Here is a 16178-nt window from a genome sequence, read left to right on the forward strand (position 1 = left end):
GAAAACAATGGGTAAGATAAAAGTAGCTTCCATATGGTGTGAGGGATGTTCTGGATGCCATATGTCCTTCTTAGATATGGATGAAAGACTTGTAGAACTTATAAATAAAGGCCTGGAGATCAATGCTACTCCTATAACAGATTTAAAGATACCTGATGAAGGAACAGATATAGGAATAATTGAAGGAGCGGTAGCTACAGACCATCATGAAGAAGAAGTAAAAATGATGAGAGAAAAATGTAAATTTATAGTTGCCCTTGGAGATTGTGCTGTATTTGGTGGAATTCCTACCATGAGAAATTATGTTTCTGTAGAAGAACTTCTTGAAAGAGGCTATATTACCACTGAAAGTACAGTACAAGGTAAAATACCTTCTTCTGAAGAGCTAGGGAAACATCTTCCCAAAGTAAAAGCGGTAAATGAAGTTATAAAAGTAGATTTCTACATCCCAGGTTGTCCACCCTCAGCAGATGCTATTTATTATGTATTAAAAGAAATTTTAGAAGGAAGAGTACCTAAATTAGAAGGCGAACTTCTTAAGTATGAATAATGAGGTGAGAACTATGGAAAGAAAAATTACCATAAGCCCAGTTACAAGAATAGAAGGACACGCAAGAGTTACAATCCATTTAAATGAAGATGGAAAAGTGGAAAAAGCCTTTATGCATGTAGACCAATTTAGAGGCTTTGAAAAATTCTCTGAAGGAAGACATTTCTCTGAAATGCCAATTATAACACCAAGAATCTGCGGAATATGCCCCATTAGTCACCATTTAGCATCTGCTAAAGCTACTGATGAAATCATAGGAGTAGATATACCAAAGACCGCTAAACTTCTGAGAGAACTAATCCACATGGGGCAGTTTATTCAATCCCATTCAATGCATTTTTTTGAGCTTGCAGGACCAGATCTTATACTTGGTTGGGATGCTGATCCCAAAATAAGAAATGTGGTAGGATTAATTCAAGCTAATCCTCAACTTGCTTTAAAAGCAGTAAAGCTTAGAAAATTTGGACAAAGAATTATTGAACTTGTAGCAGGAAGAAGAATACATCCCACATTTGCAATACCTGGAGGAGTAAACTCTGCACTATCTATCGAAGCAAGAGACGAGATATTAAAAGGAATAGATGAGATGATAGAGTATATAAAAGAGGGTATAAAAATAGCAGAGGACTTTATAGAGAAGAATAAAGAAACTTGTGACAAATTTGCCAGCTTCTCCACAGGTTATATGGGACTTGTAAAAGAGGATGGATCATTAGAACTTTATGATGGAAAAATAAGATTCATGGATAAAGATGGAAATATAGTAAAAGAATTTAAGCCTAAGTACTATCTTAAATATATTGGAGAAAAAGTGGAAGATTGGACATACTTAAAATTCCCCTATTACAAACCTTTTGGATATCCTGAGGGAGTATATAGAGTAGGACCTCTTGCAAGACTAAATGTGGCGGAAAAAATAAGCACACCTTTAGCAAATGAAGAATTCAAAAAATTCAAAACTCTTGGAAATGGAAAACCAGTAGAAGGATCCATATATTATCACTATGCAAGATTAATTGAAACCATCTATGCATTAGAAAGAACAAGAGAAATTCTTGAGGATCCAGACGCAATGAGCCAAGATGTATTAAGGCTTGGAGAAGTAGTCAATGAGGAAGGAATTGGAGTAGTAGAAGCTCCTCGTGGTACACTAATTCATCACTATTGGGTAGATGAAAAAGGAACTATTGAAAAAGTAAACTTGATAGTATCAACTGGACATAATAACTGGGCAATGAATAAGGCAGTAGAAGAGGTAGCAAAAGCCTTTATAGATGGGAAAAATTTAAAAGAAGGGATGCTAAATAGAGTTGAGGGAGCCATAAGATGCTATGATCCATGTCTCTCCTGCTCTACCCATGCTATAGGAAAGATGCCCCTTCTAATAGAGCTTTATGATAAAGATGGAAATCTCTTGGATACAATAAAAAGAGATTGAAAAAAGTATTATTAGTAGGTTTTGGAAATCCTTATAGAAGAGATGATGGCTTAGGAATAAAGCTCCTGGACCTTATAGATGATAAGGTAGAAAAACTCAAGGTCCAGGAGCTTACTTTTGATATGGCAGAAATCCTTAAAGATTATGACATAGTCATATTCATTGATGCTTCCATAGAAGGAGATGAAATATCATTTAAAAAAATAACAGAAGAAAAGACTTTTTCCCCTCTTACCCACCACACATCCTGTGAAGAACTACTTTCCTGGACAAAAACTCTTTATAATAAAAATCCTGAATTTTATCTTCTATCCATAAGAGGGTATGATTTTGATTTTGGAGAAGAAATCTCGGAAAAGGCTTTAGAAAACCTAAAAAAAGGATTAGAATTTATAAAAGGATTTCTTGAAAATATATAATGGAAAAAACCTATAAAATAAAAATCTGGGGAATTGTTCAAGGAGTTGGATTTAGACCCTTTGTATACAGGCTTGCTAAAAGCCTAAATCTTAGAGGATGGATCTTAAACTCTACAGGATCTGTTCATATACTAATTCAAGGAGAGGAAGAAAAAATAAAAAAATTTTTAGATGATCTTGTAAAAGAAGCCCCTCCTCTCTCCAAAATAGAAAAAATTGAAAAAGAAGAAATAAATCTCTCAGAAAACATTATAGATTTCTCAATTATTGAAAGCAAAGAAGATACTGGATTTAACTTCATATCTCCAGATATAGCCATATGTGAAGACTGCTTTAAAGAAATGAGAGATCCAAAAGATCGCAGATTTAATTATCCATTTATAAACTGTACTAACTGTGGCCCAAGATATACCATTATTGAAGATTTACCATACGACAGAGATAAAACAACCATGAAAATATTCCAGATGTGTGAAAGATGCGAAGAAGAATATCACGATCCAGAATCAAGAAGATTTCATGCTCAACCTATATCTTGTTATGATTGTGGACCAACTCTCTGGATAGATGGAGAAGAAGCTTCAAACATTTTTGAAAAAATTGGAAAATACTTAGAAGAAGGAAAAATATTAGCTATAAAAGGGCTTGGTGGCTTCCATTTAGCCTGTGATGCCACTAATGAAAGAGCAGTTATAAAATTAAGAGAGAGAAAGAAAAGACCATCTAAACCCTTTGCCCTTATGATGAAAGATATGGATACGATAAAGAAATACTGCTATGTGAATGAGGATGAAGAAAAAATATTACTTTCAAAAGAAAGACCAATAGTCCTTTTAAAAATTAAAGATCCAAGAGATATATCCGAATATGTGGCTCCTAATAACAAATATTTAGGCATAATGCTTCCCTACACGCCTTATCATTATCTCATATTTGATTACTTTCCAAAACCTCTCATAATGACAAGTGGAAATATATCTGATGAGCCTATTATTAAAGATAATGACCATGCAAAGGAAAGACTTAAAAACATAGCGGATGTATTTATCTTTCATAACCGAAATATAGCCCACAGAGTAGATGATAGCGTAGTTTTTGTAGAAAACAAAGAATTAAATATTATAAGAAGAGCAAGAGGATATGCTCCTGATCCAATAAAAATTCCTATAAAGATAAAGCCTACTCTTGCCCTTGGTGGAGAACTGAAAAACACCTTTTCCCTTGGTAAAGAAAATTATGTTTTCATGAGTCCCCATGTTGGAGATTTAAAAGATAAAGATACCCTTCAGGTATATGAAGAAATAATTCAAGAGTTCATCAGACTATTTAGGATAGAGCCTGAAATCTTAGTACATGACTTACATCCCCAATATTTATCCACAGATTTTGCAGAAAAATTTAAAAAATATATGGAGGTAAAAGCCATTCAACATCATAAAGCTCACTTTTTCTCTCTACTTTTAGATAGAGGAATCACTGATAATATTATTTGTTTCTCCTTTGATGGTACTGGATATGGGGAAGATGGAAATATATGGGGTGGAGAAGTATTTATAGGAAATTTGGAAGAAGTAAAAAGAGTAGCTCATTTTAAATATTTTCCAGTAGCTGGAGGAGATTATGCTATAGAAAACCCAAGATTAATTGCACTATCTTATATAACCAAATATTTACCATCTGAAATTGAAAAGATATTCCCCCATATTGATCCATTTGAAAAAGAGATAACAAAAAGATTAATTGAAAAAGATGAAAACATATTTTACACATCCTCCTGTGGAAGAATTTTTGATTTAGTCTCTGCCCTTTTAGGAATAAGGGAAAAAATAGATTATGAAGGTCAAGCTGCCATAGAACTTGAAATGGAAGCTATGGAATCTGACGAAGAAGACTTTTATCCCTTTAAAATGATAAAAGAAAAAGAAACATTTAAGATTGATATATATCCGACCATTGAAAAGATAATTTTAGAAAAAGAAAAGTATGAGAAAAAGGATATCGCTAAAAAATTTCATAACACCATTACCCAAATAATTCTACAAATCTCAGAAATATTAAGAGAAGAATATAAAATCAATAAAATAGGCTTATCAGGAGGTGTATTTCAAAATAGACTTCTTTTAAGAACAACTATACCCTTATTAAGAAATAAAGGTTTTGAAGTATTCACTCATAAAAATGTACCCACCAATGATGGAGGAATCTCCTTAGGACAGATTATTTTAGGAAAAGAATAAAATTTTATACTATTTACTTTTTTCTGTTTTTTAATATAATATAAAGTAAATAGGGTAAATAACAAGACAATTTTAAATGCACATTAGAAAAATCCTAACTCAGAAAATTCAATCCTGAAAATTTTCAGGAAATTCATCAATTTTAGACCTTTGAAAGGGATATAGATTTTCTCCTTTTAAAAGATTCCCTCAAAAAAATTAATTTTTAAGTTATATAGGGGGGCTTATGAATAACTTAAAAAAATTAAAAACATTTTTTCTTTTTATAACTCTTTTTTTCCTTTTATCTCAGTTAACAATAGGGAAAGAAATCACAAACTCTGAAGATTGTATTCTATTTAAAGATGATTTCGAAAGAAAGGAAATAGGTACCAACTGGATCATTGTGGATGATGCTCCTTCTTCTGATTGGAAAATACAAGATGGAAAACTTGTTCAGAACAGTAACGTGTATAGAGCAGATAGTGAGTATGACTACTTTCAAGGTACCCACATAGTTACCAAAGAAAGTTTTTCAGATTTTATTTTTTCCTTTGATTTAACATCCACCGATGATGATGGAATTGGAGCTGTCTTTAGATATCAAGATAAAAATAATTATTATAGATTCATCATGGTAAAAGACCCCCAAAATAAAGGACCTTTTAGAAGAATTGACAAGATTGTTAATGGCAAACCATTTCAAGTGCTTGCTATTGATAAGAATAACGCCTATGAAGTTGGAAAAAAATATAGGATTACTATTGAAGCAGTAGGAAATCAAATTAAAGTATTCATTGATGACAAAGAAATTTTATCCGCTCAAGATGACACATTTAAAACAGGAAAATTAGGTTTTATGACATATGCAAATACTGGATACTTTGATAATGTTTGCGTTTCTATAGTAAATAACAAAACCACATCTTCTGAAAATTTAACAAGTTTTAATTGGACCGGTACGTGGGATACAACCTGGGGAAAGATGTATTTAGTACAAGTAGGGAATATGGTTATAGGATATTATGAGCATGACAACGGAAAAGTTGCTGGTAAAGTAATAGATAATAAATTAATAGGTATTTGGTTAGAAGCTCCCTCATACTCACCCCCAAAAGATGGAGGAGAATTTGAATTAACCCTATCTCCTGATGGCACATCCTTCACCGGCAGATGGAGATATGGAAATTCTGGAGACTGGAATACTGATTGGGAGGGTAAAAAGATTTCTGATATTGTCCCATCTCAAGAATTTAACATCCGATCTGAAAAAGATTCAATCTCAAACATAATTGAAGCAAGTACCAAAGAAAAAACAGTTATTTCTCCTGAAGAAGCATCCTTTTATGATAAGGGAGAAAAAGTCATTCAATCAGAAATGAATATTGGTCCTTCTGGTGGTGAGATAGTATTATCAGATGGAACAAAACTTTTAATCCCTCCAAATACAATCAAAGAAGATACAAAAATAAGCATAAAATCAATCACTAATCCAATATTTTACTCAAAGGAGGCAAAAGGGATTGAAATAAGTGGTATCCAAAAACTTTTTGGTGAAATTACTCTTGTTGTAAATGGGCCAAAAGCTTTAACAAATGATGAATTAAACATCTTTGGCTACGACCATATAAATAAAGGGAAACTTGATTTAGAATATGAATATAATCCCTCCACAGGAATTATTTCAATAAAACTATCACCCTCTTTAATATATAGGTCATCACTGTCAAATATAAAGTTATGTTACAACACATTAGAAAAGATAAGCGCTGATTCTAATACTCTTAGTCTAAAAGATAGACTATTCATATATATAGGATATATTCCTAAATACACCCCAAAACAAAAAGAAAAGATCATAAGAATGCCATACTATGAACAGATTGGAGGATCTTGCGTTTCAACAAGTGCACTAATGTTTCTTAAATTTTCAGGAAAAGATATTGAACTATATGACATTTTAAGAGAGTTAGGAGCAAATGATTCTGATTTTGGCTTAGACGAAGATCAAATTGTATATTCACTGAAAGACTATCTTAGCAAAGAAACAGGTTTTACCGCCTATTCAGTACCTATATTTAAGTTAGATCATTTAAAATGGAGGGTTCTTTCTGAAATAGATAAAGGACATCCCGTTATTTTAAGCTGGGGAGATCATGCTGTAGTATTACTTGGATATACCGAAAATGGAGAAAAAATAATCATGCATGATCCCCAAAATATTTCTCCAGCAAACAATGAAAACGGAACTATGTACACCATCAGAGATTGGAACTTTATAAAAAATAGACATAAATTCCCAACTGAAAAGTATATAATTATAGTTGTAGACGGAAACTTCGCTACAAGCCCGTCTTTATCCTTGGAATTACCTGCAAGAGATGAAAAAGGAGCAATGACTACAGGAGATATATCATTCCTTGTTAGAAATCCCAATAATCAAAAATTAGTACCTTTTTACCAATTACAAATAAAACCATCAGAAAGTAAAGATGGTTATATATGGGTTAAATCAACAGGTGATAAATTAGAAATAATACCTCAAGATGCAGAAGTTTTAAATTTAAAGCTATACATTTATAACGGCTCAAATTACAGCAGAGATATTGAAGTGTATGCCACAATTGATGAAGGAAGATATGGAATTCCAGGAAAGCGTATAACCTACAATAGAGCTAAATTTACCATACCTGAAGCAAAGTTTAATGAGGCAAACTATATAACTTATAATCATCAATTTAAACTTGAAGATATAAGAGATTTAACACTTGGAGATAAAGACGGAAAACAAGAGATATTAATAAGAGTGGGATTATGGGAAGGAGATTTAGTAAGAGACTCCTTCTCTATAAAAGCAGTTATATCGCTTATTCCAAAAGTTCTATCAATAGAACCAAATACAGGATCTCCTGGAGATATAATTACCATAAAAGGTCTTGCTTTTGGAAAAAATCAATCATCAAAAAGTAAAGTTATGATAGGAAATACTCCAGCTGAAATTTTAAGTTGGAATGACAAAGAGATAAAAATCAAAGTTCCTGAAAATGTTCAAACAGGTCCTGTAGTGGTATATGTTGGAGAAAAATATACTTATGAATCAAATAAAGATGTAAATTTTAATGCAAAGACAAAAGTTAAAACTCCTCTAAAAAGAAATTTAAATGGTATTCATGGGTTAAGTTTTACATTACCCGAGTGGGTCCATAGAGAGGGCAAATGGTATATAGAAACACCTGCTGTCGTTTACCTTAAATTTTCTGACGGTAGCATAGAAGGGGTAAAAGAAGAAGGATATCATACATCTATAGCTTCCGGATCTTACAATGATGAAAATTTAATGGTTTATTTTGAATGGAGTTTCTTTGATGATGGCAGAGATTATTGGAATACAATAGTAAAAGGCAAATTTGAGGGTAAAATAAGAGATTGGAAATATCAAAATAATGTAATTGGAGTAATAATAGAAGGAGAGATAAATTGTACAGTCAGATGTTTTTATATAGATGTAGAGAATAATAAAACAGTTTACGATGTACAAAAAGACTTTATCCTTCCTGGTTGGATTTCAATTCAATTTAAATAACTTCTTAATGATATCCTGATTTAAACTTGTATAATTTATCAGGAGGAAATAAGAAGTATTATTAATATAGAGAAAAAAATAATTTAAAACCTATTTTAAGTTAACAATATTCCATTTATCCTTATCTTTTTTAAGAGTAACATACAATATTTCATACTGAGATACTCCATCTAAGGATCTTGGTCTTACAGCCATTTTCACAATTTCCCTTTCCTCTTTAAAATCTTCTACTAAGAAACCAATATTGTCTGATACTAAATTAGAAATCTTCTCTCTTAAAATACTCAACATAATCTTTCTTTCTGGATGTATCTTAGGAAAAATATCTATAGGTATACCCAGGTACCTTTTCTTAAGTTTTTCATATATCCATGAATAAATATCTAAACCTTCATATTTATCATCACATACTACATAATCTGCATTAACTATTTCTTTAACCTCCCATTCACCTTGCTCTCTATAAAGTAAAGAACAAAAATTTAAATAATAGTTCTCTCCTTTCCCCTCCACATATGCGAAGTTTTCTTTTACATTTATGTATGTAATTGTTATACTTATATCAATATCATCAGGAATTTTTATATCTTCCCTTTTGTAATAAAAATCTTGATTCACATATTTTTCTGGAAAATTTTTCAATTCTAACTTTAACAGATCTATTAATAGATTTTTATCTAATATCACCATAGGAAAAACCAAAGGCTTCATTGGCTCTACAATACTTATTTTCTGATCTTCTGCAATTTTAAAAGGAGGAATTACCCTTATAGAGGAAACTCTATCATTCCATCCTATGGTGCTTAAATCAGCAATTGAAGATGTTATTTCTACATTCTTTCCCTCAAAATGAGAATTCTCATAAATAATAACTTTCCAGCCATTTGGTATCTTTATAGATGAGATACGATCATTAAATTTATATATAGAAAGTTCAGAGTAAAAACCACATATAGAATTATTAGGTAGGTTATAAGGCAATTTTAAGAAATATCCTTTGTAATTCTTGTCTTCATAAAATATAGGAAAATCATAAGATGGAATAGAGGCCTTAATAATCTTAACTGAAGATATCTTGTCTCCCATTTTAAAATCATCAGAATGTAGATCCTGAATAGTGCTTTCAACAAAAAGTTTCCTACCTTTATAATTTTTATCCTCATAGACCTCTAACTTCCAGGTATAGAAAGGCAAAAAGATTGATGATATTCTATCATTGAAACCAAATTTAGAAAGATCATCTATATTGTCAAAAATTGGTAAGAAAGCTCCATCACAATTTTTATCCTCAAAAAATACTGGATATAACGGTATTTCTTGAGGAATATCTTCCATCATCCAGATCTTTACATATACTCTTGCCCTTAAATCTCCCTCTCCATAACTTCTAATATAATATCCCTGTATTATATTCCATACTTTCATTCCTGAAATAGCATTGTAACTAAAATCCTTAGGATTAAATTCAAATAGAAAATCTTTTCCAGTGCCTGGCCTTATATCCATCTCCTCATCCTTATGCTGAGATCCACGGAATCCGCTATCACTCTCATACATTCTTATTTGAATTCTTACAGGCTTCAAATCCCATAAAGGTTTTAATATTCCCCAAACTGGAAAAGGATGACTCTTATCCACATATTCTGCTTCAGTGTAAGGATAATCAACCTCATTATTTACCACAAACATTACCCAGTAGTCACTATCTCCTCCTGGTTCCTCATTGTTTATATTATCCCAACCTTTTCCGGTATCAAGATCCATAGCTTCTGGTATTCTAACACGGAGCCATTTTACATCTTTTTCATAATCTATTGTACAATTTCCTAAAAAACTAAAAGCTTCTCTTATTATAGAGTTATCAAGAGGTGCTAAGTTTTGCACCTCTTCCCAATTAACCTTTACTATTTCTCCAAAATCACTTCTTTTTTTCATTCCTTCTTCCAATTTATCTATGCTATGTACTTTTATAAATCCACCTTTATAAGATGCCTCAAAGAGATCCTTAGCTATTAAAGTACAATTTGAAAACCATTCTATTCCCAAAAAAGGATAATCTGGACTATTTTGAGATGTTAAACCTATTCCTGGAACATTAGGCATATCATCAAAAACAATATCCAAACTTCCCCATATTCTTGGAGCTTTCCATGCTCCACCATAGGTACAGAGCCATCTAATAGTTCCCTCATCAAAATCTGTTAATGTATATAGATGTTTTTTATTACCTTCTTTAAAATCATAAATCAAAATCTCATTCCAAAACTTACTATTATTAAAATCTTCCGTCACCCATTTTTTTATAAGTCTTAACCACTCTAAGGATGCCTTATAGGAAGTTCTATATGCAGAATCAAATAATGGTCTTCCCGCATGATCTTTATTTAATACATCATGATTAGTTTTTCCCCAAAAAGTTGTTAACCTATTAACATTAAAATACATACCACCTCTTTTTTTAACATCCTCTATTGCCTTGATTAAATCATTTGGAGCTCTTTTCAAAACATCAAAATAAGTAGCATCCTTTATTTTAGAGTAACTACTCAAGTTTAGTTCAACCCAATTAGAATGAGCATAAAAATCCTGAACAATATGTAAAGAGATACCAATAATAAGAAGTGCTCCTAACTTATCATTTTTATTAACCTTTTCTTTCATAGCATTATATGTATTGAATATTAATTGTTTCCAATATCTTTCAATAACCTCCTCATTATAAAGATTATCAAAGTGTAAAAAATCTACCAATTTTTTAGAAACCCTACAAAAATCATCATCTATTACATACTCAACTGCCTTTTCCTGAAATATATCTACATAAGAATTTCCAACAAGAGCTAAAGAGAAAGCATCTTTATTAAAACCCACTCCCCTCATAACTTCCCTTATCAAATCATAATGATAACCCATAGAGAAACCAAAGGTAATTTCTAATAAAAATATACTTAAAACAATAAAGAAAAAACTAAATCTAATTATCCTTCTCATGTCTAATTACCCCCTTTAAATTGAAGCATTCTTAAACTATTTCATTGAGGGATAATTTTGAATGATTCTGAGTAGCTATAGAAAGTAAAACTTACAGTAATAATTATCCCTTTTTAATTATAATAACACATTCTTATGGTGCTTTAAAAAATAATTTTAAAGTAATACAAACATAGTACCTACTAAAGATATGAGTTGCCCAGGATAAAATTACGTATATTTCTTATGCCTGTTTATTTATCTTATAAGTATGTGTTCTAAAAAAATTATGAATAATAATCGTCTTCCAAAAACATGTAAAACAGCTTATAGATTTTTCATTCTATTCACTATTGATTCATTAGTAATTAATATATTGACTTTTTTAATATATGAGTTACACTATAACTGAGGGAAAATGTAAAAAGTATTAAAATTCATCAATAATACCTCTTATAAACTCTTTTCCCCCAGGCTTTCCTTGTAGACTCCTAATTTAAAATATTAGAACAGGAGGTACAAAAATGAAAAAGTCGATTTTAAGAATCTTTATTTTCCTAATTATCCTTTTAATTCTTGCCTTTGCAAGTACATGGAAAAATAGAAACTATTACGGAGCTAACTTCCCCTATATAGGTGGGCTTTTTTGTCATGACGGTGATTACGTAGAATTCGAGGTAAACGATGAAAATAACGGATTTTATTACATGACCCGCTATAACAAAGAGGTTAATTTAGAACCATATTTTTGGAACAGTGAAGAAAACAAATGGGTAGGCCTTGGAACAACCCTTATCCTTCCTGCAAATGTATATCCAGTAGGAGAAAATTTCAGATACGCCCCATGGAGGTGGGTATCTTTACAACAAGGTTATAAAGGAAAGACAATACAACTTAGACTTGTAGAAAATAGAACAGTAAACAATCATTATTGTCCTTCAAATGATATTATTATAAAATTTAAAGACAATAGTCAAGTAAAGTATTGGAAAGGTGTTGACTCTGAGAGTTGGTGTGATTTAGATCAAGTGGCAAAATAGCCTCTATCTCTCTAAAGCTAAAATATTAAAGAGCCCCCATATGGGGGCTCTTTATTTTGAATATATTTAAAAAATAGTATAATTTGTAACTAATATGTATAAAGTACTATCTTATAAAATCAGGTTTAGGCGTCCCAGATCTTACAATTCAACACAAGTATAAAGAAAAATTTATAAACCTTTGGAGAGAACCTGTATATAAAGATATCTTGAGGTAATGAGAGCAGAAATAGAAGAAATTGCTAAAAATTTAGATTTCTACATAGAAATTGCAGGTAAATATATAGGAATACAAATAAAGCCAATAACTTATGATCAAAACCCAAAAAATTTATAAATGGAAAGAATGGTTAAGTAGTACTTATGAAAAATTTGAGAAAGAAAACGGTAGAAAAGAGATTTATGATAAAGAAATAATAGAAGATATTAAACTGGTTATAAATGGTAAGAAAAGGATTCATCAGTGAATTAGAATTACTGGATTAAACTTCTATATAACTTTAACAATAGAAATAGAATTCATAGTTAAATATAAAGGAGAATATTCAAACCAAAATATTTGGAAAAGAAAAACTGTTATAAAATTAATCTGAATAAGTCTAAACAGACTGGAGTTTATAAATTGAGCTTTTCCAGATGGCATTTTAATGAAAAACATAAAATCACAATAAAAGGGGGCATACAAGAAAAAGAGTTATTATGAAGAAAGAGCATGCTATATAGGGAAGAAATCACAGAATTCATTGACAAATATATTCATTATAAAGAAATATACATTGAAAGTGGCATAATTCACCGAAATATTGCATAGTTTAATAGATCATTCAGAATATTAATCTAATTTAGATAACATAATAGAGATAATCTCAAAAACTGATATAAGAAATACTAATGCCATTAAATAAACTAGCTATTGATTATTTAAAATTATTATTTCCTCATATAAAAGTGCTATTTGGTATTGACAGAGACAAACTTAAAATTTTTTACTTAAAATCTGCTCATAAAAAAAGAGGTATAATAAGAAAACAACTATAAATAGGATATAAAAGTGAGGAGATAAATATATGAATGAGGATTTTGGGGAACTTAAAAAACTATTAAGTGAAATTGAGAGTTTTTTAAAGAAATATGAAGAAAATAGAACCCTTGAATTAGAAAAAGAATTACCTTCTCTCTTAATAAGAACAAAAAATCTTCAAAACTCTTTAGAAAAAATTTTGAAACATCTAGAATTAATAAATGATATGCTAAAAAATATTACACAAACTTTACCCAAAATTCAAAATACTGAAGAAACTATTAATAATAAAATTGAATTAAAAGATTACATAATACCTCTCTTGGAAGCTCTATATAAATTAGGAGGAAAAGCAAGTAATACTGAGCTTATAAAACACATAGAACCAACAATTAAAGCCATATTAATGGAAAAAAATATACCAGACATCAATTTAATTCCATGGCAAAAAGATATTCAAGAGTGCAAGTTAATTTTAATAGATAAGGGATTTCTTAATAAAGACTCTCCGAATCATATATGGGAACTCTCAGTTAAAGGATATGATTATGTAAAACAATATTTAAATGATATTATATATGAAATATTACCGAAGCCAACGTTTACGTTGGAAAATAATGAAAATATTAATGACTATATAGAAGAAGTTTCTACAAAAATGTATAATTTATCAAAGGAATTAAATATAAACATTAATGATGATTCTATAAAAAATTTCATCAAAGAAGTAAATAAATACAAACCCCCTTCACCTTCTGAAGAAATAGCTCTTTTTGAAAAAGTTAAAAAGGGTGATAAAAAAGCAAGAGATACCTTAATATTATCTTATTCATTCCTCGTCCTTGATATAGCCCAAAAATATAAATTAAAAAATCTAGAACTTTGGGATTTAATTCAAGAAGGATATATAGGTCTAGCAAAAGCTGTAGATTCATTTAACTACAAAAAGGGTTCTAAATTTTCTTCCTATGCTACATTTTGGATTAAAACACAAATTGAAAAGTATATTAAAAAGAAAAATAATTAGAAAGTTAAACAATCTTAATTAATGTATATTTAATGTAAATTAAAAAAAATGACTTATATTTAGAAGGTTTATTAGAAAAATCTAAAAAATTTTTAAAAACAAAGAACAAAAATAAGAAAAAGTGAAGTTTCAAAATTTATTATATAAAATATGAAATTTAGACTTAAAGAATACAAAGAAAATTTAAGAAAATTCATTTTAAAGAGATAGCAAAATATAAAGTACTCTCGCCTCTTCAAGAAATAGAACTATTTAAAAAAATGGAGCAAGGCAATAAAATAACTTCTTCCTGTTCCTACTCCTGCTACAAAAGCATCAATCTTTCCCTCTACCGCTTCCCATATTTCTTTTGCAGTAGTTTCTTTATGAATTTTAGGGTTTGCTGGATTCTTAAATTGCTCTGGCATAAAACTTCCTAGAATTTTTTTCAATAATTCTTCTGCTTTCTTTACCGCTCCTGCCATTCCCTTTGAGTGAGAATTACATCTGCTCCGTAGGCTTTTAGGATATATATTCTTTATAAGTTCACAGTCTCAGGCATAACTAAGATACACTTATATCCTTTCACAGCAGAGATCATATCAAGCCCGATTCGAATAAATTTAGGGACAGAAATAAATCCACTTCCACTTTTATTTATAAGAACCGGATATAACGGAGAAAAAGAATCTATAAGTTTTGGATTAGGAGTTAAATTTTCACAATTTAATTTAGATTATGCTTTTCTATGTTCAAAAGGACTTTCTAATCAGCATCTTCTAAGCTTTTCAACAGAATTTTAGAAATAAAAATAATAGTTTATCCTTTTAAAACTAATTACATTAATAAAAAAAATAAAACCCTCTGCACTTGCAGAGGGTGAATTTTCATTTAAAGTCTGAAATATGGTCCCTAAAAGCTATTATCTTTCTTTCTTTAATATATCATTTAGAAATACATTAGTTGTTATTACTCCCTTACCAATAGGAGCAAGCTATACAAGAACTTTTAGGGTTTCGTTTCTCATTGCTATACCAAATAGAACTTGGAAAGAGTTTGATGACCAATTAGCTACGTGGAAACACCATGCATCCTCCTCTCTTGACCAACCTACCCACTTGGTCTCGTTAAAGGCATACCTGTGAGTACCATAGAAAAATGGAATTCTAGAATAGATCTTTTTGAAGAATTCTTTGAAGTTTAAATATTAATGCATAATAGAAATAGGATAGAGAATGTATTTGGGAATGTAAAAAGGGAAAGAGGAGATCACTTTAATACAAGAAAAAGAATCTTGCAAGAATATATACAATTTCTCTTTTCATATTATTCAACATAAGAATTCTTTTAATTTGACTTTTTAAAATATGTCAACGGTTAATGAAAATATCACTACTCTCATATCCTTATGAATTGAGGATATTTTTTCCAAGGTTGAACTTTGGGTTCCATATTTTCTTATACTATTTTTATTCTCTTCTTTCTTTATTTGGTACCAGCTCTATTTGATAAATTTTGCCTTCGTAGTCTGCATTTAACTCACCATCTCCATGAATATGAATACATACTAAACTCCTCTCTTTCTTAAAAATTGTCTTATTACCTTCATTTAGACCATAGATTCTCCCTCCATATGAAATTACAATCCCTTTTAATTCTTCTTCTTATCTCATTCCTATAAAGAATCTCATCTAAAACCTCTTCAAAAACACCTTTCACAAATGATAGAATAGGATCTTAAACTCTATACAAAATTTCTTGTTATACCTCTCTATAAATCCCTTAAGTGAAATATTTGCAGATTCTATATCTTTTATACCTTCTATTCTTAGCTCTTCTTTAAGTCTACACTGCAGAGTCTTAAAAAATCTTTCTATCCTCCCTTTTGCTTGAGAAGATTCTGCATAAATCTGAATTATTCCTAATTCTCTCATA

Annotated in this window: 12 protein-coding genes and 1 pseudogene; 10 read left to right on the forward strand and 3 right to left on the reverse strand. The window is 30.2% G+C overall.

Features of this window, described 5'->3' with window-relative positions; translation table 11 throughout:
* The first annotated feature begins 7 nt into the window (after window positions 1–7).
* From ACY3IT_RS00350 to ACY3IT_RS00370, 5 genes are all read left to right on the forward strand, one after another.
* Entirely contained in the window at window positions 8–550 is a 543-nt protein-coding gene (locus ACY3IT_RS00350; protein ID WP_463082809.1) for an NADH-quinone oxidoreductase subunit B family protein, read from the forward strand.
* 13 nt (window positions 551–563) lie between these two features.
* Window positions 564–1988, forward strand: a complete 1425-nt coding sequence (locus ACY3IT_RS00355; RefSeq protein ID WP_463082810.1) for a Ni/Fe hydrogenase subunit alpha — start codon at window positions 564–566, stop codon at window positions 1986–1988.
* Window positions 1985–2407: a hydrogenase maturation protease gene (locus ACY3IT_RS00360; RefSeq protein ID WP_463082811.1), complete on the forward strand. Its 423-nt coding sequence runs from the start codon at window positions 1985–1987 to the stop codon at window positions 2405–2407. The genes ACY3IT_RS00355 and ACY3IT_RS00360 overlap by 4 nt, the downstream gene beginning before the upstream one ends.
* Window positions 2407–4644: a carbamoyltransferase HypF gene (hypF, locus tag ACY3IT_RS00365; protein ID WP_463082812.1), complete on the forward strand. Its 2238-nt coding sequence runs from the start codon at window positions 2407–2409 to the stop codon at window positions 4642–4644. The genes ACY3IT_RS00360 and hypF overlap by 1 nt, the downstream gene beginning before the upstream one ends.
* Window positions 4645–4870: 226 nt before the next feature.
* Window positions 4871–8206, forward strand: coding sequence for an IPT/TIG domain-containing protein (locus tag ACY3IT_RS00370; protein ID WP_463082813.1), 3336 nt, complete (start codon window positions 4871–4873; stop codon window positions 8204–8206).
* A gap of 90 nt (window positions 8207–8296) precedes the next feature.
* Here the strand turns inward: ACY3IT_RS00370 and ACY3IT_RS00375 are convergent, their stop codons facing one another.
* Window positions 8297–11197 (reverse strand): beta/gamma crystallin-related protein, encoded by a 2901-nt coding sequence (locus tag ACY3IT_RS00375; RefSeq protein ID WP_463082814.1) that lies wholly within the window; start codon window positions 11195–11197, stop codon window positions 8297–8299.
* 503 nt (window positions 11198–11700) lie between these two features.
* Between ACY3IT_RS00375 and ACY3IT_RS00380 the strand changes: the two genes are divergently transcribed.
* The 4 genes from ACY3IT_RS00380 (at window position 11701) to ACY3IT_RS00395 (ending at window position 14264) form a co-directional block, all read left to right on the forward strand.
* On the forward strand, window positions 11701–12216 hold the full coding sequence (locus ACY3IT_RS00380) for a hypothetical protein (RefSeq protein WP_463082815.1): 516 nt from the start codon (window positions 11701–11703) through the stop codon (window positions 12214–12216).
* Between the two features lie 217 nt (window positions 12217–12433).
* Window positions 12434–12553: an MjaI family restriction endonuclease gene (locus tag ACY3IT_RS00385; RefSeq protein ID WP_463082816.1), complete on the forward strand. Its 120-nt coding sequence runs from the start codon at window positions 12434–12436 to the stop codon at window positions 12551–12553.
* Window positions 12528–12683 carry a hypothetical protein gene (locus ACY3IT_RS00390; RefSeq protein ID WP_463082817.1) on the forward strand — a complete coding sequence of 52 codons (156 nt, stop codon included), beginning with the start codon at window positions 12528–12530 and terminating at the stop codon, window positions 12681–12683. Before ACY3IT_RS00385 ends, ACY3IT_RS00390 begins: the two co-directional genes overlap by 26 nt.
* A 600-nt stretch (window positions 12684–13283) precedes the next feature.
* The gene (locus tag ACY3IT_RS00395; protein ID WP_463082818.1) at window positions 13284–14264 is read left to right on the forward strand and encodes a sigma-70 family RNA polymerase sigma factor; all 981 of its coding nucleotides are present in this window, start codon (window positions 13284–13286) and stop codon (window positions 14262–14264) included.
* Between the two features lie 287 nt (window positions 14265–14551).
* Here the strand turns inward: ACY3IT_RS00395 and ACY3IT_RS00400 are convergent.
* Window positions 14552–14856: pseudogene (locus ACY3IT_RS00400) on the reverse strand (pyridoxal-phosphate dependent enzyme); the annotation flags it as partial.
* 292 nt (window positions 14857–15148) lie between these two features.
* On the opposite strand from ACY3IT_RS00400, the gene ACY3IT_RS00405 reads away from it, so the two are divergent.
* A complete protein-coding gene (locus ACY3IT_RS00405) occupies window positions 15149–15388 on the forward strand; it encodes a hypothetical protein (RefSeq protein ID WP_463082819.1) in 240 nt (79 codons plus the stop codon).
* A gap of 570 nt (window positions 15389–15958) precedes the next feature.
* Here ACY3IT_RS00405 and ACY3IT_RS00410 read toward each other — a convergent pair.
* Window positions 15959–16177 (reverse strand): hypothetical protein, encoded by a 219-nt coding sequence (locus ACY3IT_RS00410; protein ID WP_463082820.1) that lies wholly within the window; start codon window positions 16175–16177, stop codon window positions 15959–15961.
* Window position 16178 lies beyond the last annotated feature (1 nt).

The organism is Dictyoglomus sp. GBS (assembly GCF_055179815.1).